Source organism: Acinetobacter sp. SWBY1, assembly GCF_002946595.1.
Lineage (GTDB): Bacteria > Pseudomonadota > Gammaproteobacteria > Pseudomonadales > Moraxellaceae > Acinetobacter > Acinetobacter towneri.
On record NZ_CP026616.1, the window covers coordinates 1598731 to 1615057 of the forward strand.

The following is a 16327-nucleotide window of genomic DNA, read 5'->3' on the forward strand; positions in this document are numbered from 1 at the left end:
TCAGTGTTGTAGCCAATTTAAGCTAGAATAGCCAGAGGTTATTCTGGCTTTATTTGTATGACATCTTCTGGTTCTGCCCAACAAAATTTGCTCAAAGCAATTATGCTGTTGACCTGCTCTGCCTTTCTGTTTTCACTCATGGGAGTGTGCGTTCGTTACGCATCAGAAACGGTAGATAATGCCACAGTGGTATTTTTCCGTAATTTCATTGGTTTGTTTATTTTTATCCCGCTCATTTTCAATAAAGGCTTGGGCTTTTTTAAAACTGAAAAGTTATGTATGCACACTTGGCGTTCGGTGGTCGGCTTAACCGCCATGTATGGTTTTTTCTACGCGATTGCCAATCTAAAACTGTCCAATGCGATGGTCTTTACCTATTCATCGCCTATTTTTATTCCCTTAATTGCATGGCTATTCCTTAAAGAAAAAATCACCAAACCGATGCTATTGGCTGCGTTCATTGGTTTATTTGGCGTGTTATTTGTCGCCAAACCCGATGCGGGTATGTTTAATAGTATGTCCGCGATTGGACTCAGTGCCAGTTTTTTAGCAGCGATGGCTTTTGTCACAGTACGCGCCCTGACTCAAACAGAACCGCCTGAACGCATTGTGTTTTATTTTTGCATGATTGGTACACTCATTTCTGTTGTACCGATGTTTTGGTCATGGCGCCCCTACAACTTAAAAGAGTTGAGTTTTTTAATTGGCGCAGGATTACTGGCCAATATCAGTCAGATCTTTATGTCCAATGCCTACCGTCTTGCCCCTGCAGGACAAATTGGCCCTGTGAATTACATTGCGATTATTTTTGCAGGGATTTGGGGCTTTAGCTTTTGGCATGAAACACCAGACTTATTTAGTTTAATTGGCTTTGCCCTAATTTTACTTGCCATTATTTTGTGCAGTCCACTATTACAAAAACACCTAAATCACCACTCCCCGCATTCATAATGCTGCTTTGTATTCCCTGCATATCAACCTATTAAAAAAACACCCCGTAGTGAACCACAGGGTGTTTTTAAATAATAAGATGACAGTGATTAAGTATCCATGTGCTTATTCATACCAGCCGAATAGCTTGAACGCATACGGTGCATAGGCAATAATCAACATCGCAGGAAGCATCACAATCATAGGCAAAATCCAACGCTCATAACGATAATAGAACGATTTATGACGAACTTCTGCATCGGCTGCAGCGACTTCTTCATCTCCAATCGACTGCCTTGCCAATAAGTGATTCAGCGCTACAGGTGGCGTCACATAGCCTAATTCAAAACCAATTAGGGTAATCATCCAGAAATGCGCAGGATGTATCCCATATTGATAAGCTACAGGCGCAACCGTTGCAGAAATTAGAATCACCGCACCGAATGGATCCATAATCATGCCCACAAAAATCATCAAGGCAACAATCAGGCTAATCACAATAAAGATGCTGCTAATGTCGGTTGGGAACGCTTCCATAATTTCAATGCGTTCTAAATAGCCACCTACACTGACTGAAAGCGCCATCAAAATTACCAATGCCCCAATATGTCCCACCGTTTCACTGGTCGATAAATGCAGAGCTTTGAAGAAACCATACTGACGCAATGGTGAATCAGGTGCAGTCAATAATGAGCGCTCAGATGAAGCTGCTGTCTGTTGTGCTACAGGCTTGTGATCTAAAGTCTGATCCCACTGCCCCATCGCTGGAATAGGCGCAGGTTCATGGCGCAATTTATCAAACAACACCATCATCAATAAAATAACCGGCATCATTACAGGTGCAGTAAATTCATTCATATTGGTGTCTAAAGCATATTTATAGAACAACCAAATCAACACAAAAATGAGGATATATGGTAGTACAGGGCCAAAAGCACGTAAGGACAATGGCGCAGCTATGTTCGGTGCAGCAATGCGGAATTTATTTTCAGCAAAGAACAACGAAATCACTAAAAATAGGGTTGAAGTCAGTAGGAACACATACAAACCATAGTGATACAGCATGTCCGTTGTGACTTCTTTATTCAGCGATGCCACCACAACAATCAATAGGCATGGACGAAGCACGACCCCCATTGAACCCGACATAGCTGTTGCCGCCAGTGCAAACTGACGTCGTCCACCCGCATTCCAAACTTCTTTATAAATGATCGCACCTGCAGCAATGACAAAAATCCCCGATGCACCGGTATAAGCCGTTGGTAATGCAGCAGCAATCAGAATCAGCCAGGTTAAGGTTTCAGGTGCCAAATTCCACGGACGCAGAATATTCAGGAACAAATCCACAATTCGGGTTTGTTTGAGCAACATCCCCGCCCAAATAAACAATGCCAAGTTCAGGAAAATACTGGAGAATTCGACCAGTTGCCCCAAGTAAATCCCTTGCCCCATTGGATAATCCATCAGGATGGTAAAGGAGAAACCTGTACTAATTGCCATATAGGCATACAAAGGCACACTCAGGAAAGCAAGACCTAAACTACCGCCTTCACGGGTTGGTGCGGGTGGCTTAATGAGCTGGAATAAACTAATCAAAGTCAGAGTTGCAAACAGAATCATCCACATCCAGTAAATGACCTGTGTTTCGCCACTCATCGGTACGCCCGAATCGAGTACTGAACGATATTGACTGATACTTGACGAGGTTAAGAAACCATTCGCCACCACCATTAAGGTCGAGTACACCTTGAAGTCAATTTTGGTCGCAGGGCCACGTAAACCAATGTGATGGGTTTTTAAAGTGGCACTGATTGCGGCAAAGACCACCATCAACACCAATAAAATGGCACGGTTTTCAGTACCAAATTTAAAAATGCCAAAGAAAGAGGTTTCAATGGTTCGATACATTTTCAAGCTTGGATGAGCTTGAATATGCTGAATCGCCTGATCATGAAATTGAAATTTTTCTTCACAAATTTGTTTGGCTGCCAAAATTGAAGCGCGGACATCTGACTCAGAGGCGGTGCCAAAAATATCGGCAAACTCATCAGCAGCATTGGCTTGCATTTGGGCATGTACTTGCGCATCGACATCGGGGTTGCGTTCACAGTCAGGTGCAGTGGGTTCGGCACGTAAAAATGAATATTGCATACCTGTTGCAGGGTCACCATATAGGCGTTCACCCATGCGCAACAACTGACCATGTACCATTTCACCTGTACCAATAATGAGGGTCAGTAACAACAAGATCAAAATAACGAATGTAGAAATCCATTCTGTCCATATATGTCTGAGCAAAGCCAAGCCAGACCTGCGTTGTCCGTTATTGTGCATATATTTTCCTGTTTTTATTCTGCGCAGAAACCGAGACTCTCGAATTTCTGTCTATCCTTATTCAACGGAATGTCCATCTTCCATTGAGCATTTTTGTATTCAGTTTAAATGTGCATGAGCGTCGTTATTTTTAAAATGACAATATAGATTTTCTTTTAAGTAAAAATGGTCAATTGTGAGATTTTATGTGAGCCCTTTTTGCCATCATTTTGATGTAATTTTAATGCGGATCAATGCAATAGGCCCAAATAATATAAGCCAGTGCAAAAATTACTCCCCAAATCACCCCCAATAAATGTGCCTCAACTAATACAGGACTCCCGATTAATTCTGCTGTACCCAAACTGCCCACGGTATTTTCCCAAATCAGTTTAGATAAAATAAGCAGCAAGACCAATGTGGCAAAGCCACGTTCTTTTTTATAAAGCAAATGCACACATGCCACCGCCACATAAGCACCATGCAACACCCCAGAAAGTCCTGCATAGGCATCAATATCGGCAAGGAAGTAATAGAAACTCAGACTAATCGCTGGCGGTAGTACCAACAAAAGCGCCACAAAGTGCCATACTTTGGCATGCGGAAAAATAAAAGGTAAACAGGCAAACGCGATCATATTGAGTAAATAATGAATCCAGCCCACATGCACCCAATGCCCTGTCCATAAGCGCCAAAATTCATCCAATAAATGTGTAGACCAATAAATAAAATGCTCTGCAAAAATCTGCAAACATGCCGAAACCGACATACATGCCGCAATAAACACAATTTTTCGACTGAGAAATTGAGATGAATATTGCATAGGCGCTTGCATCCTCCAAATTATTCTTGTTATGTGCTTCGGCAAACGGATTGCCCAATCCTAAAACTTCTTGTCTATATTGAATTGGGCAATCTTGATATTTTTACAATTGAGCTGCCGTATCCTCATTAAATAAATCATCTAATTCAGATGAATCATCTTGTTCATCCCAGAAACGTTGCTGATCACCAGTACGCACACCTGTATGTTCAGTCCAGTAACGGTCTGAAATTCCTTGTACCATGCTTCCTGCCATGGCATCAATCAATTTAAATTGTGGATTTACAGGTTTTTCGTCACTGCGTGCATTAGAAAAGGCTTTGAGTGCATCGCGGATTTTGGCATCTTCACCACTGGCTTGGGCAGCAACCGCATATAAAGCGTGTGATAAACGCACCCCTTTATTTTCACCAATTTGCATCGACTGCTTTAAGGTTTGATACGGATCAGGTTTGCCATCTCCCGCACCCGGAAGCAAAGTCCAAATTACGGCACGTGTTGCCTCTGGTGCACCCCAGAATTTTTCATTATTTAAACAGGTCATGCCACGTTCAACAATCGCAGCAATGTCTTTAGGCACATGCACTGCCCCGCCTGAATTAATATCATTGGTCATGGCTTGCAAGCCGCTCAACATCCCCAACATATACACGGTTTGGTCAATATCACTGTTCATTTTTGGACAACCTTCGCCCAAAGGTTTCCGATATTTCTTTTCCCAACGATGCTGAAACAGTTGATAGCCTGTGTATTGACGCTGTGCAGCCAAAGCCGCCCAACGCTTTTGTTGAATCCGCGCATCTTGCGCTTCGCCTACTTGCCCTGCTTTTGCTGCACGTAAATAACGCAATTCAGCATCCAAAGCTTTTTCTTCGGCACAAATACCCGCAGCCGAATACATTAGTACCGCAACACGGGTTGGGTCTGCGCCCATATCTTTAGTCGCCATAATGGCAGGGGTTAAGGAATTACCAGAATTACACACCATTTCAGCATCTTCCATCGCTAAAATTGGCGGCACAATATGTTTTTCAGTAAATCCAAGTGCGACATTGGCACCTGTTTTGATCACTTGTGAACAACCTGATAATAATAAACTTGTGATTGCAAATACGGCCACACCCTGGCCTATTTTTTGGACTTGCGACATTTTCCTGTCCTCTATAATTGTGTTTATGTCCATTGCAACAAACATAGCAGAAGCAATATCTGAATAAAAGCGTCTACTTGCTGCTTCAGATGGATAACTTTGCCATGTTTTAAAGTGACTAAAATTGACTGAAATCTGTCATCCGACAAAATTTAGGCAAAAAAAAGTAGCATTGCGACGGTTCAGCACATGCTACTTATTAACTGATGCCCAATTCGGGCTTATCTTAAAAAATCTTTCGACTAAATTTAAATCTGCACATTTCAGGAATCTGATTTGTATTGATCTACACTTGTCTGGAATGAATATAACTGAAAATAGGGATATGTGTAATCTTTTATGCCAATATAAAATGACTGATCAGGACGCGAAAAATAGATGATAATTTTATCTTTATGATACTTATAGTTTTTTATTATTATAAAAATATACAGCTGTCTGTAAATTAGAGCATTTTCGCCAATACTTTTAGAGCCTTCCATTCCGCCTTGGAAACCTGATCACACCAAATCACCAGAGGTTTAAAGGCTTGCTGAAATTCCATGACGATATAAATTTGATGATCTATCACTTGACGCAGTTGCACACGCTGAATTTCAATTTGGCGAGCTGTGCTTTTAATCTGTTGTGATACTACACGAGGCGCGAGATAGGAAATTGACCATTCACGGTCATCTAATTGATCTAAACCAACAATTCGGTTTGCACGAACAAATTTAAAATATGTCCAGCCCATAATGACAATACATACAACGCTAAGCCATGGCTTTAACACTTGTAGTAAAAGCCAAACGATGAGTAGAGCGATCATCAGCTGAAACACTATTGCGATGACACTAGGTTTCAGCTGAAACTGCTGCTTAGCCATGCACATAATGCTTTAGTTTACGGATAAAATCTTTCAACTCAGGACGTGGTGGCTCAGACACTTCCATAAACCAATCCAATAAATCTGGGTCTTCCTGCTCAACCAAATCGGCAAACATTTGTTTTTCTTCCGCACTGGCAGTCAAATAATGATTTTTCACATACGGGTCAAAATAGACATCAATTTCCTTTAAACCACGACGGGCACGGTAAATCACTTTGCGTTCTTCTAAGCTGATGTCATCACTCATGCGGTTTCCCCATTAAAATTAAACTCAGGCTAGTTTAACCGACCCCTTTTAAAGTTTCGATGACTTTTATGCAGCATTGACCAAAAGCATCATCTTTCATTTGCAATTGAAACCTTTGCACCTTGTTGCCCCCTATAAATTCTTCTAAGGTGAATTCAAAATAACAACATCAGGAAGATAAAACCATGCAATCTGCCGCAATTCGCCCCATTGCCAATATGTTACCGCGCACCTTATTCAGTGCTGAACACGACAGTTTTCGTGATTTGGTACGAAAATTCTATTTGCAGGAAGTCATCCCCCATACTGAAAAATTTGAAGCGCAGCAGCATGTAGACCGTGAGCTATGGCGTAAAGCAGGTACTTTGGGTTTGCTGTGTAGCACCATGCCTGAAGAATATGCAGGTTCAGGGGTAGACCGCTTATACAGCATGATTTTGATTGAAGAACAAGCCTATGCAGGTGACAGTGCTACCGGTTTTTCACTGCATTCAGATATTGTCGCCAATTACATTAATAACTTTGGCACAACTGAACAAAAACAACACTGGTTACCCCGCATGGCCACAGGCGAAGTGATAACCGCGATTGCCATGACCGAACCTGGTACAGGTTCAGACTTACAAGCTGTGCGTACCTCTGCGGTATTGGATGGCGATGAATACGTGATTAATGGTTCTAAAATTTTTATTACCAACGGCTATTTGTGCGACATGGCGATTGTGGTATGTAAAACAGCGAACACAGACAAAGGTTCAGCCAATCTGTCTTTAATATTGGTAGAAGCAGACCGTGCGGGATTTAGCAAAGGCAAACCACTGAATAAAATTGGTATGAAAGGTCAGGACACTTGCGAATTATTTTTTGATAATGTCCGCGTGCCTCGCAGCAATTTATTGGGTGCAGAAGGCATGGGCTTTATCATGCTGATGAAAGAACTGGCTTGGGAACGCTTAATTGTCGCGATTATTTGCCAAGCAGGTGCAGAAGCTGCTTTTGCACATACACTGCAATATACTCAGCAACGTCAAGCCTTTGGCAAAAGTATTCATAGCTTTCAAAATACGCGCTTTAAACTGGCAGAATTACGCACCGAAATTGATTTCTGTCGAGCTTTTTTAGATCAATGTATGCAGTTACAACTTCAAGATCAGCTCAGTGTTGAAGCTGCAGCGGCCGCCAAATATAAAATTTCAGAGATGTACTCCAAAGTGGTGGATGAATGTCTACAACTGCATGGTGGTTATGGCTATATGCTTGAGTATCCAATTGCACGTGCTTACTTAGACAATCGGGCCAATCGTATTTATGCAGGCACCAATGAAATTATGAAAGAGCTGATTTCACGTTCTTTATAAAATTTCCACCTCAACATGTAAATGGCGCAAGCAATTTTAAATTTCTTGTGCCATATTATTTTTGCACCCAACGATTTAAGACACTAATTTAGGTTTACGCTGCTGTGCAGGCACAGCTTGTTTGAATTTTAAAATACCATCTTCAAAACTTGCTTGTTTTAAAGTTTTGCGATCTTCTAAGTAATTGTTGGTCACTCGCCATGGCGCATGTTTGCCTTGCTTTGGCATCACATCAGCAGCACGCGCGATATAGCCCGAACTCAAACTGCCCATCACCGTATCTTCCAATAACTCTGTTTTGTCACCTTGAGGAATTACCTCGTCATAACCTTGTCGATCCATATAATTGAGCAAACGACAAATATAATCCGCAGCCACATCCACTTTAAGCGTCCAAGAGGCATTAATATAGCCAATAATCATCGCCATATTCGGTACATCGCTGATCATCACACCTTGATATAGCATGTGCTTCGAAGTGTCTAAAGGCACACCATCAATTGTGGCTTGAATACCACCTAGAATCTGAATATTCAAACCAGTGGCAGAGACAATAATATCGGCATCCAGATGCTTACCTGATTTTAATTGCACACCTGTTTCAGTAAAACTTGCAATTTGATCAGTTTCAATCGAGGCATGCCCTTCGCGTAAAATCTTAAATAAATCACCATCAGGCACAACACATAAACGCTGATCCCACGGATTATAATGTGGCGTGAAATGCTTCATATCCACCTTGCCTTTGAGCTGCATTTGGATAGATTTCAGCAACAAAGTCCGCAGTAATTTCGGCTGTTTTTGTGCTAAAGCATAAATTGCGCGTTGCATGCCAATATTACGTGCGCGCGTGATTTTGTAAGCAACATCTTCAGGCAAAACTTTACGCATTTGCTGATAAACAAAATCCATTGCAGGCACTGAAGCAATATATGTCGGTGAGCGTTGCAGCATGGTGACATGCGCTGCACCACCTTTCGACATGGCAGGGACTAAGGTAATGGCGGTTGCACCACTACCAATAATTAAGACCTTTTTACCACGATAATCTAAATTTTCAGGCCAATGCTGAGGGTGGATAAATGTGCCTTTAAACGCCTGCTGATTCGGAAAGTCAGGCTGAAAACCTTGATCGTAATTGTAATAGCCTGTGCAACCTAAAACAAAATTAGCCACCCAAGTTTCAATCTGTTGCACTGCATTTTCTATACGTAACGTCCACTTACGTGTTTGAGAGTCATAATTGGCAGATAACACACGATGCTGAAAATGAATTTTTGAGTGTAAGGCTTTTTCTTGAATGACTTCTTCTAGATAGTCTTTGATAGATGCGCCATCGGCAAGTACATTGGTTTTTTTCCAAGGCTTAAAATTATAACCAAAAGTCGACATATCCGAATCTGAACGAATGCCCGGATATTGGAATAAATCCCAAGTGCCACCAAAACTTTGACGACGCTCAATAATTTCAAAAGAACGCTGTGGGCAGTTTTGACTTAAATGTGCTGCTACACCAATGCCCGAAATCCCTGCCCCAATAATTAATATATCAACCTGCTTATCCATGTTTTATTGTCCAGCTTGAATGATGTTTTTTATTAAAGCATAAATTTGACAATACACAATGTCAAGTTTAGCAAAAGTTACTAAAATTTATATCAATTCGGGACAATTTCATCATTTATTGAGATTCAATATATTTTTTTCATAAAAAAAGACCGGTAAAACCGGTCTTTTTCTGAACAACGTGCGTTATTCTTGGCGAAATTATTTAACTTCGCGATCTACAAGCTCAACGTAAGCCATCGGTGCAGCATCACCCGCACGGAAGCCCGCTTTAAGAACACGTAGATAACCGCCGTTACGCTCTTTGTAACGAGGGCCAAGAACGGTAAATAATTTACCAACAGTTGCTGCTGAACGAGTACGAGCAAACGCTAAACGACGGTTTGCTACTGTATCGTTTTTAGCTAAAGTGATTAAAGGCTCAGCAACACGACGTAATTCTTTTGCTTTAGGAACAGTTGTTTTGATTAACTCGTGTTCGAACAAAGAATTAGCCAAGTTTTGGAACATCGCTTTGCGATGGCTGCTTGTACGGCCTAATTTCACACCACTATTACGATGACGCATGGTGATAGTCCTACTTAATTAACGGCTACGATAGGCGAAACGATCGTCCATACGGAGACTAGCCGGTGGCCAGTTCTCTAAACGCATGCCGAGCTGTAAGCCTTTAGAAGCCAGAACATCTTTGATCTCTGTAAGCGATTTTTTACCCAAGTTAGGCGTTTTAAGTAGCTCAACCTCAGTACGCTGTACAAGATCACCAATGTAGTAAATATTTTCTGCTTTCAAACAGTTAGCAGAACGAACAGTAAGCTCTAGATCATCTACTGGACGAAGCAAGATTGGGTCAACTTCTTCACGAGGCTCTTGAGCAACAGGAGCTTGATCTTTCTGAAGATCAACAAAAATTGCAATTTGTTGTTGCAAGATTGTTGCCGCTTTGCGGATCGCTTCTTCTGGATCAACTGTACCATTGGTTTCAAGATCAATGATCAACTTGTCAAGGTCAGTACGTTGTTCTACACGCGCATTTTCTACGATGTAAGACACACGTTTGATTGGGCTATAAGAAGCATCTAACTGCAAACGACCTACAGGGCGAGTTTCGCCTTCTGGGAAACGTGAATCAGATGTTTCATAACCACGACCTTGAGCAACTTTCAGGCGCATTTTTAAATTGCCTGTAGCACTTAAAGTGCCAATCAAGTGTTCAGGGTTAACCACTTCAACATTATGCGGTAAACGAAGGTCTGCAGCAGTTACATCGCCTGGACCTTGTTTTTCCAATGTCAAATAAGCTTCATTTTGATCGAACAGCTTAATAGACAATCCTTTCAGGTTCAGCAAGAGCTCGACGATGTCCTGCTGCAAGCCTTCCAAAGTACTGTACTCGTGCTCGACACCTTCAATTTCAACTTCTACCACAGCTGCGCCAGGTAAAGAAGAAAGAAGGATGCGACGTAAAGCATTACCAAGAGTGTGACCAAAGCCACGCTCTAATGGTTCTAGAATAACTTTTGCCGAGGTCCCGCTTGCCGCTTCGACCTTGATCGCTTGCGGAGTAAGAAACTCATTTGCAGTACGCGTCATTATTGCTACCTCAAGGATTATTTAGAATACAATTCTACAATCAAGCTTTCGTTGATTTCAGCAGGTAAATCAGAACGATCTGGTGCAGCTTTAAACGTACCTTCAAATTTAGAATGGTCAACTTCCATCCATGAAGGGATACCACGTTGAGCAGCCAATTCAATTGCGTTTTTAATACGTAATTGTTGTTTTGCACCTTCGTGAACTGCAATTACATCACCAGCTTTAACTTGAATAGACGCAATGTTAACACGACGACCATTTAAAGTAATGCTACGGTGAGATACAAGCTGACGAGCTTCTGCACGTGTAGAACCAAAACCCATGCGATAAACAACGTTATCAAGACGGCTTTCGAGCAATTTCAACAAGTTCTCACCTGTTGCGCCTTTCACACGAGCAGCTTCTTTATAGTAGTTACTAAATTGACGCTCTAAAACACCGTACATACGACGTACTTTTTGTTTTTCACGTAATTGTAGTGAGTACTCAGATTGCTTACCACCACGAGCCCCGCCATGTTGGCCAGGAGCTTTAGCGTGTTTTTTAGTTTTGACGTCAAATGGTTTAACGCCAGATTTTAGTTGCAGGTCTGTCCCTTCGCGGCGAGAGAGTTTGCATTTTGGACCAATATAACGAGCCATGAATGTTTCTCCTTACACGCGACGTTTTTTAGGTGGACGGCAACCGTTGTGAGGGATTGGAGTCACATCGGTAATGCTGTTAATTTTATAACCCACTGCACCTAATGCACGAACCGCAGACTCACGACCTGGACCAGGACCTTTAACAAGGACGTCCAAGTTTTTCAAACCGTAATCTAAAGCAGCTTTACCAGCAACTTCAGCAGCTACCTGAGCAGCGAACGGAGTTGATTTACGTGATCCACGGAAGCCTTGTCCACCTGAGGTAGCCCAAGCCAGTGCATTACCTTGACGATCGGTAATGGTCACAATGGTGTTATTAAAAGAAGCGTGAATGTGTGCAACACCCTCAGAGACGGTACGAGTGACCTTCTTGCGTGTGCGAGTATCTTTAGCCATCTTTTAGCTTCCAGAAATCTTATTTCTTAATCGGTTTGCGCGGACCTTTACGGGTACGTGCGTTAGTTTTGGTGCGTTGACCACGGACAGGCAAGCTGCGACGATGACGAAGACCGCGGTAGCAGCCTAAATCCATTAAACGTTTAATGTTCATGGAAATTTCGCGACGTAAGTCACCTTCGGTCGGAACCTTAGCAACTTCTGCACGAATCGCATCAAGCTGAGCGTCATCTAATTCACGGATCTTTGTTGTTGGTGCGATACCAGCAGCAGCTAAGATAGTCTTAGCAGTGTGGCGACCAATACCAAAGATATAAGTGAGAGAGATAACAGCGTGCTTGTTATCCGGAATGTTTACACCGGCAATACGAGCCATTCAATTTTCTCCAAAAAGGCAGTTAAGATAATCAACCGCCCCACAAAAATCTTGAGGGGCGGATAATAACCTAATTAGCCTACTGAAATCAACAGGTCTTAATCAAATTAACCTTGACGCTGCTTATGACGAGGTTCTGCGCTGCAAATTACGCGAATAACCCCATTACGACGGATAACTTTGCAGCTACCACAAATTTTCTTTACAGAAGCTTGTACTTTCATGATGAAACCTCTAAGTGCGCTTATCCCTTAGGATGAGCAGTCGTTTTTCTCATTAACGTTTGATTATCGTACTGGTGCGAGGTGAGATGTGCTTGAAGCTGAGCCATAAAGTCCATCACAACCACTACAACGATTAATAATGATGTACCACCTAAGCTAAATGGAATTCCAAATGAGCTTTGTAGAATCATCGGCATTAAGCAGACTACAGTGATGTAAATCGCGCCAATAAAGGTCAAACGACTGAGAATATGATCTAAGTAACGAGCAGTTTGCTCACCTGGGCGAATACCAGGCACATAAGCTCCGCTGCGTTTCAAGTTTTCCGAAACTTCTTTAGGGCTGAAAACCAGCGCAGTGTAGAAGTAACAGAAAAAGATAATTAACGCACCAAAGAGCACCAAATACAACGGTTGTCCAGGCGACAATACCAATGCCAAGTCTTGTAGACTACGCTTGATTAATCCAGCATTAGGGTCCGCACTGCCGACCCATTGACCTAAGCTCGCTGGGAACAAAAGCAATGAACTGGCAAAAATTGCTGGAATCACACCTGCCATATTAATTTTTAATGGCAAATGCGTTTGCTGAGCAGTAAATACACGACGACCTTGTTGTTTTTGGGCATAGTTTACTGGAATACGACGCTGCGCCTTCTCAATAAACACAATTGCTGCAAGTACACCCAAAGACAATAAACCAAAAATTGCCAAACCAATCAGGCTTGACTGGCCACTATCAATAGATGTGAAGGATTGCATAATTAAATTAGGCAAGCCTGCAACAATACCTGCGAAAATGATCATGGAAATACCATTGCCCACTCCGCGTTCGGTAATTTGTTCACCCAACCACATTAGGAACATTGTGCCTGCAACCAAAGAGGTAACAGCTGGAACGTAAAAAGCCAGACCTGACGTTAAGGTAATACCTTGACCAATCAGACCTGCACACATCCCAATCGCTTGCACAAGTGCAAGAAACAATGTGCCTTGGCGCGTATATTGATTAATTTTGCGTTTACCTTGCTCGCCTTCTTTTTTCAAAGCTTCAAGCGAAGGAACCACGGTAGACATCAACTGTACGATAATCGAAGCAGAAATGTATGGCATGATCCCTAAAGCAAGAATCGACATCCGCTCTAATGCACCACCCGAAAACATGTTAAACAAACCAAGGATTGTACCTTGGTTTGCATTAAACAATTGTTCAAGTGCGGCATTATTAATGCCTGGTACTGGAATATGCGCTCCTAGTCGAAATACCAATAACGCACCAATGAGAAACATCATTCGGCGTATAATTTCACGGTATTTCACGTGAAATGGTTGGCCTTTCATCATGTGAACATGACCTGAAGAACTAGGAGACATAGACACTGGGGATTACTCCTCGACTTTACCGCCAGCCGCTTCAACAGCAGCTTTAGCGCCTTTAGTCACAGCAACACCTTGAATAGTGAATGCGCGAGTAATTTCACCAGAAAGTACGATACGAGCACGAGCCATATCTTTACGTACAACGTTCGCTGCTTTTAAAGTTTCAAGGCTAACGATGTCGCCTTCCACTTTAGCAAGCTCAGATAAACGTACTTCAGCAGTTTTCAAAGCGATTTGGCTAGTGAAACCGAATTTAGGTAAACGACGATATAACGCAGTTTGACCACCTTCGAATCCAGGACGTGTACCACCGCTCTTACGTGAGTTTTGACCTTTGATACCACGACCACCAGTCTTACCAACGCCAGAACCGATACCACGGCCTAGACGACGGGCTTCACGCTTAGCACCTTCTGCAGGTGCAAGTTCATTTAAACGCAGAGTCATGGCTTATTCCTCTACACTAACCATATAGTAGACTTGGTTGATCATACCACGGTTAGAAGGCGTATCTTGCACTTCTACAGTATGACCAATACGACGCAGACCTAAACCTTTAAGGCTAAGCTTGTGATTTTTCAAGCGGTGCGATGCAGATTTAGTCTGGGTAACTTTAATCGTTTTCATGATTGATTACCCTTGAATTTGTTCTACTGAAAGACCACGTTTCGCAGCAACCTTTTCAGGAGTTGTCATGTCACGCAAACCGTTAAAAGTTGCGTTCACTACGTTTGCAGCGTTAGTAGAACCACGGCATTTAGTCAATACGTTACGTACACCTGCAGCTTCTAAAACTGCACGCATAGAACCACCCGCAATTACACCAGTACCTTCAGATGCTGGTTGCATGTAAACACGGCTTGCACCATGACGCGCATGAATCGGGTGTTGTAAAGTACCATCTGCCAATTCGATAGTGATCATGTTACGACGTGCAGCTTCAAGTGCTTTAGAAATAGCAGCTGGAACTTCACGTGCTTTACCACGACCAAAACCCACGCGACCATTACCATCACCCACAACAGTTAATGCTGTGAAAGAGAAGATACGACCACCTTTAACAACTTTGGCTACGCGATCAACGGCAACCAGCTTTTCAACAAGACCTTCGTTTTGTTCAACTTTAGCCATGATTAGAACTCCAAGCCGTTTTCACGAGCAGCATCAGCCAAGGCTTTGATACGACCATGATATTTAAAACCAGAACGGTCAAACGCAACTTTAGTTACGCCAGCTGCTTTCGCGCGTTCTGCAATTAAAGCACCTACTTTTTGAGCTGCTTCAACGTTACCAGTTGTACCAGCACGTAAAGTAGCATCTAAAGTTGAAGCTTGCGCTAAAACTTTGCCACCATCTGCTGAAATAACTTGAGCATAGATGTGACGCGGCGTGCGGTTTACACACAAACGAGTCGCACCCAATGCACGGATGTGCAAGCGTGTGCTTTTCGCACGACGCAAACGGGATTGTTTCTTTTCGTTCATAAGAACCTCGCGCCTTATTTCTTCTTAGCTTCTTTACGAAGAACAACTTCATCCGAATAACGAACACCTTTACCTTTATATGGCTCTGGTGGACGGTATCCACGGATATCCGCAGCAACTTGACCTAAAGCTGCTTTATCAGCAGATTTAAGGATAATTTCAGTTGCAGTTGGAGTTTCTGCAGTCACACCTTCAGGAAGGGTGTAATCGATTGGGTGTGAAAAACCAAGGTTAAGGTTAACAACGTTACCTTTTACCGCAGCTTTATAACCAACACCAATCAATTGCAACTTACGTTCGAAGCCTTCGCTCACACCTTTTACAAGGTTGTTAAGCACAGCGCGAGCAGTACCAGCTTGCATCCAAGCGTCTTTCGACTCAGCTTTAGGAGCAATAGCTAAAATACCGTCTTCCTGTTTTAGCTCGACCAGCGCATGCAGGTTGAAAGACAATGTACCTTTGCTGCCTTTCACTTCGACCTGCCGGCCGTTCTGAGTAACTGTAACACCGTTAGGTACAGTTACTGGGGCTTTAGCCACACGAGACATGAGGAATCACCTATTATTAAGAAACAAAAGCAATAACTTCACCACCGATACCTGCAGCACGTGCAGCGCGATCAGTCATGATGCCTTTGCTTGTAGAAACGATTGCAATACCTAAACCTTGCTTAACGCTTGGAAGTGCATCTTTACCGCGATACTGACGTAGACCTGGACGGCTTACGCGTTTCACAGTTTCGATAACTGGTTTGCCTTCATAGTATTTTAAAGTAATCGTTAATGTAGGTTTGCCTTCGTTGTCAGCCACTTCTACATTTGCAATATAACCTTCTTGTTGAAGTACGTTTGCAATAGCAACCTTCAACTTAGAATTAGGCATAGAAACAGTTTGTTTCTTTGCCATTTGGGCGTTACGAACACGCGTTAGCATGTCGGCAACGGTATCTTGCATACTCATTTATAGTGCT

At 42.5% G+C, this 16327-nt stretch carries 21 protein-coding genes; 2 read left to right on the top strand and 19 right to left on the bottom strand.

All coding sequences use genetic code 11. The features are described from left to right. Positions 1–57 precede the first annotated feature (57 nt). Positions 58–951, top strand: a complete 894-nt coding sequence (locus C3Y93_RS07620) for a DMT family transporter (protein ID WP_104852580.1) — start codon at positions 58–60, stop codon at positions 949–951. Between the two features lie 105 nt (positions 952–1056). On the opposite strand, the gene C3Y93_RS07625 is transcribed toward C3Y93_RS07620, so the two are convergent. The 5 genes from C3Y93_RS07625 to C3Y93_RS07645 all read right to left on the bottom strand — a co-directional run bounded on the left by C3Y93_RS07625 (position 1057) and on the right by C3Y93_RS07645 (position 6334). Further along, positions 1057–3264 carry a TRAP transporter large permease subunit gene (locus C3Y93_RS07625; RefSeq protein WP_104852581.1) on the bottom strand — a complete coding sequence of 736 codons (2208 nt, stop codon included), beginning with the start codon at positions 3262–3264 and terminating at the stop codon, positions 1057–1059. Between the two features lie 220 nt (positions 3265–3484). Further along, on the bottom strand, positions 3485–4066 hold the full coding sequence (gene rrtA, locus C3Y93_RS07630; RefSeq protein ID WP_104853260.1) for a rhombosortase: 582 nt from the start codon (positions 4064–4066) through the stop codon (positions 3485–3487). 103 nt (positions 4067–4169) lie between these two features. After that, complete coding sequence (locus C3Y93_RS07635) at positions 4170–5216, bottom strand: hypothetical protein (RefSeq protein ID WP_004974758.1); 1047 nt, start codon at positions 5214–5216, stop codon at positions 4170–4172. Between the two features lie 445 nt (positions 5217–5661). After that, complete coding sequence (locus C3Y93_RS07640; protein WP_096901367.1) at positions 5662–6084, bottom strand: protein YgfX; 423 nt, start codon at positions 6082–6084, stop codon at positions 5662–5664. Next, positions 6077–6334 (bottom strand): succinate dehydrogenase assembly factor 2, encoded by a 258-nt coding sequence (locus tag C3Y93_RS07645; RefSeq protein WP_004974752.1) that lies wholly within the window; start codon positions 6332–6334, stop codon positions 6077–6079. The genes C3Y93_RS07640 and C3Y93_RS07645 overlap by 8 nt, the downstream gene beginning before the upstream one ends. A 185-nt stretch (positions 6335–6519) precedes the next feature. On the opposite strand from C3Y93_RS07645, the gene C3Y93_RS07650 reads away from it, so the two are divergent. Beyond that, positions 6520–7692, top strand: coding sequence for an acyl-CoA dehydrogenase family protein (locus C3Y93_RS07650; RefSeq protein ID WP_104852582.1), 1173 nt, complete (start codon positions 6520–6522; stop codon positions 7690–7692). Positions 7693–7767: 75 nt separating this feature from the next. On the opposite strand, the gene C3Y93_RS07655 is transcribed toward C3Y93_RS07650, so the two are convergent. From C3Y93_RS07655 to rpsH, 14 genes are all read right to left on the bottom strand, one after another. Next, positions 7768–9258: a flavin-containing monooxygenase gene (locus C3Y93_RS07655; RefSeq protein WP_104852583.1), complete on the bottom strand. Its 1491-nt coding sequence runs from the start codon at positions 9256–9258 to the stop codon at positions 7768–7770. Positions 9259–9459: 201 nt separating this feature from the next. Further along, positions 9460–9825 carry a 50S ribosomal protein L17 gene (gene rplQ, locus C3Y93_RS07660; protein WP_004974746.1) on the bottom strand — a complete coding sequence of 122 codons (366 nt, stop codon included), beginning with the start codon at positions 9823–9825 and terminating at the stop codon, positions 9460–9462. 18 nt (positions 9826–9843) lie between these two features. Then, a complete protein-coding gene (locus C3Y93_RS07665; protein ID WP_004974745.1) occupies positions 9844–10851 on the bottom strand; it encodes a DNA-directed RNA polymerase subunit alpha in 1008 nt (335 codons plus the stop codon). 17 nt (positions 10852–10868) lie between these two features. Then, positions 10869–11495, bottom strand: coding sequence for a 30S ribosomal protein S4 (gene rpsD, locus C3Y93_RS07670; RefSeq protein WP_004974744.1), 627 nt, complete (start codon positions 11493–11495; stop codon positions 10869–10871). A gap of 12 nt (positions 11496–11507) precedes the next feature. Next, positions 11508–11894: a 30S ribosomal protein S11 gene (gene rpsK / locus C3Y93_RS07675; protein ID WP_001040166.1), complete on the bottom strand. Its 387-nt coding sequence runs from the start codon at positions 11892–11894 to the stop codon at positions 11508–11510. 19 nt (positions 11895–11913) lie between these two features. Continuing rightward, the gene (rpsM, locus tag C3Y93_RS07680; protein WP_004974734.1) at positions 11914–12270 is read right to left on the bottom strand and encodes a 30S ribosomal protein S13; all 357 of its coding nucleotides are present in this window, start codon (positions 12268–12270) and stop codon (positions 11914–11916) included. 107 nt (positions 12271–12377) lie between these two features. Beyond that, the gene (gene rpmJ, locus C3Y93_RS07685; protein WP_000867907.1) at positions 12378–12494 is read right to left on the bottom strand and encodes a 50S ribosomal protein L36; all 117 of its coding nucleotides are present in this window, start codon (positions 12492–12494) and stop codon (positions 12378–12380) included. 20 nt (positions 12495–12514) lie between these two features. Beyond that, positions 12515–13834: a preprotein translocase subunit SecY gene (gene secY, locus C3Y93_RS07690; RefSeq protein ID WP_171257418.1), complete on the bottom strand. Its 1320-nt coding sequence runs from the start codon at positions 13832–13834 to the stop codon at positions 12515–12517. A gap of 45 nt (positions 13835–13879) precedes the next feature. Continuing rightward, a complete protein-coding gene (gene rplO, locus C3Y93_RS07695) occupies positions 13880–14320 on the bottom strand; it encodes a 50S ribosomal protein L15 (RefSeq protein ID WP_004974728.1) in 441 nt (146 codons plus the stop codon). A gap of 3 nt (positions 14321–14323) precedes the next feature. Next, positions 14324–14500, bottom strand: coding sequence for a 50S ribosomal protein L30 (gene rpmD / locus C3Y93_RS07700; protein WP_004786899.1), 177 nt, complete (start codon positions 14498–14500; stop codon positions 14324–14326). Positions 14501–14506: 6 nt separating this feature from the next. Then, on the bottom strand, positions 14507–15004 hold the full coding sequence (gene rpsE, locus C3Y93_RS07705) for a 30S ribosomal protein S5 (RefSeq protein ID WP_004974725.1): 498 nt from the start codon (positions 15002–15004) through the stop codon (positions 14507–14509). A gap of 2 nt (positions 15005–15006) precedes the next feature. Continuing rightward, positions 15007–15357, bottom strand: a complete 351-nt coding sequence (rplR, locus tag C3Y93_RS07710) for a 50S ribosomal protein L18 (protein WP_004281497.1) — start codon at positions 15355–15357, stop codon at positions 15007–15009. A 14-nt stretch (positions 15358–15371) separates the two neighbouring features. After that, positions 15372–15905: a 50S ribosomal protein L6 gene (gene rplF, locus C3Y93_RS07715; protein WP_004974722.1), complete on the bottom strand. Its 534-nt coding sequence runs from the start codon at positions 15903–15905 to the stop codon at positions 15372–15374. 16 nt (positions 15906–15921) lie between these two features. Next, on the bottom strand, positions 15922–16317 hold the full coding sequence (rpsH, locus tag C3Y93_RS07720) for a 30S ribosomal protein S8 (RefSeq protein ID WP_004974720.1): 396 nt from the start codon (positions 16315–16317) through the stop codon (positions 15922–15924). Positions 16318–16327 lie beyond the last annotated feature (10 nt).

Coding starts and splice junctions, on each gene's coding strand:
- rpsM (WP_004974734.1), bottom strand. CDS start 12,270: ATGGCTCGTATTGCCGGTGTAAACATTCCGGATAACAAGCACGCTGTT.
- rpsE (WP_004974725.1), bottom strand. CDS start 15,004: ATGGCTAAAGTTGAACAAAACGAAGGTCTTGTTGAAAAGCTGGTTGCC.
- C3Y93_RS07635 (WP_004974758.1), bottom strand. CDS start 5,216: ATGTCGCAAGTCCAAAAAATAGGCCAGGGTGTGGCCGTATTTGCAATC.
- secY (WP_171257418.1), bottom strand. CDS start 13,834: ATGAAAGGCCAACCATTTCACGTGAAATACCGTGAAATTATACGCCGA.
- C3Y93_RS07625 (WP_104852581.1), bottom strand. CDS start 3,264: ATGCACAATAACGGACAACGCAGGTCTGGCTTGGCTTTGCTCAGACAT.
- C3Y93_RS07650 (WP_104852582.1), top strand. CDS start 6,520: ATGCAATCTGCCGCAATTCGCCCCATTGCCAATATGTTACCGCGCACC.
- rplF (WP_004974722.1), bottom strand. CDS start 15,905: ATGTCTCGTGTGGCTAAAGCCCCAGTAACTGTACCTAACGGTGTTACA.
- rrtA (WP_104853260.1), bottom strand. CDS start 4,066: ATGCAATATTCATCTCAATTTCTCAGTCGAAAAATTGTGTTTATTGCG.
- C3Y93_RS07655 (WP_104852583.1), bottom strand. CDS start 9,258: ATGGATAAGCAGGTTGATATATTAATTATTGGGGCAGGGATTTCGGGC.
- rpmJ (WP_000867907.1), bottom strand. CDS start 12,494: ATGAAAGTACAAGCTTCTGTAAAGAAAATTTGTGGTAGCTGCAAAGTT.
- rpsH (WP_004974720.1), bottom strand. CDS start 16,317: ATGAGTATGCAAGATACCGTTGCCGACATGCTAACGCGTGTTCGTAAC.
- rpmD (WP_004786899.1), bottom strand. CDS start 14,500: ATGAAAACGATTAAAGTTACCCAGACTAAATCTGCATCGCACCGCTTG.
- C3Y93_RS07665 (WP_004974745.1), bottom strand. CDS start 10,851: ATGACGCGTACTGCAAATGAGTTTCTTACTCCGCAAGCGATCAAGGTC.
- C3Y93_RS07645 (WP_004974752.1), bottom strand. CDS start 6,334: ATGAGTGATGACATCAGCTTAGAAGAACGCAAAGTGATTTACCGTGCC.
- C3Y93_RS07620 (WP_104852580.1), top strand. CDS start 58: ATGACATCTTCTGGTTCTGCCCAACAAAATTTGCTCAAAGCAATTATG.
- C3Y93_RS07640 (WP_096901367.1), bottom strand. CDS start 6,084: ATGGCTAAGCAGCAGTTTCAGCTGAAACCTAGTGTCATCGCAATAGTG.
- rpsK (WP_001040166.1), bottom strand. CDS start 11,894: ATGGCTAAAGATACTCGCACACGCAAGAAGGTCACTCGTACCGTCTCT.
- rplR (WP_004281497.1), bottom strand. CDS start 15,357: ATGAACGAAAAGAAACAATCCCGTTTGCGTCGTGCGAAAAGCACACGC.
- rplQ (WP_004974746.1), bottom strand. CDS start 9,825: ATGCGTCATCGTAATAGTGGTGTGAAATTAGGCCGTACAAGCAGCCAT.
- rplO (WP_004974728.1), bottom strand. CDS start 14,320: ATGACTCTGCGTTTAAATGAACTTGCACCTGCAGAAGGTGCTAAGCGT.
- rpsD (WP_004974744.1), bottom strand. CDS start 11,495: ATGGCTCGTTATATTGGTCCAAAATGCAAACTCTCTCGCCGCGAAGGG.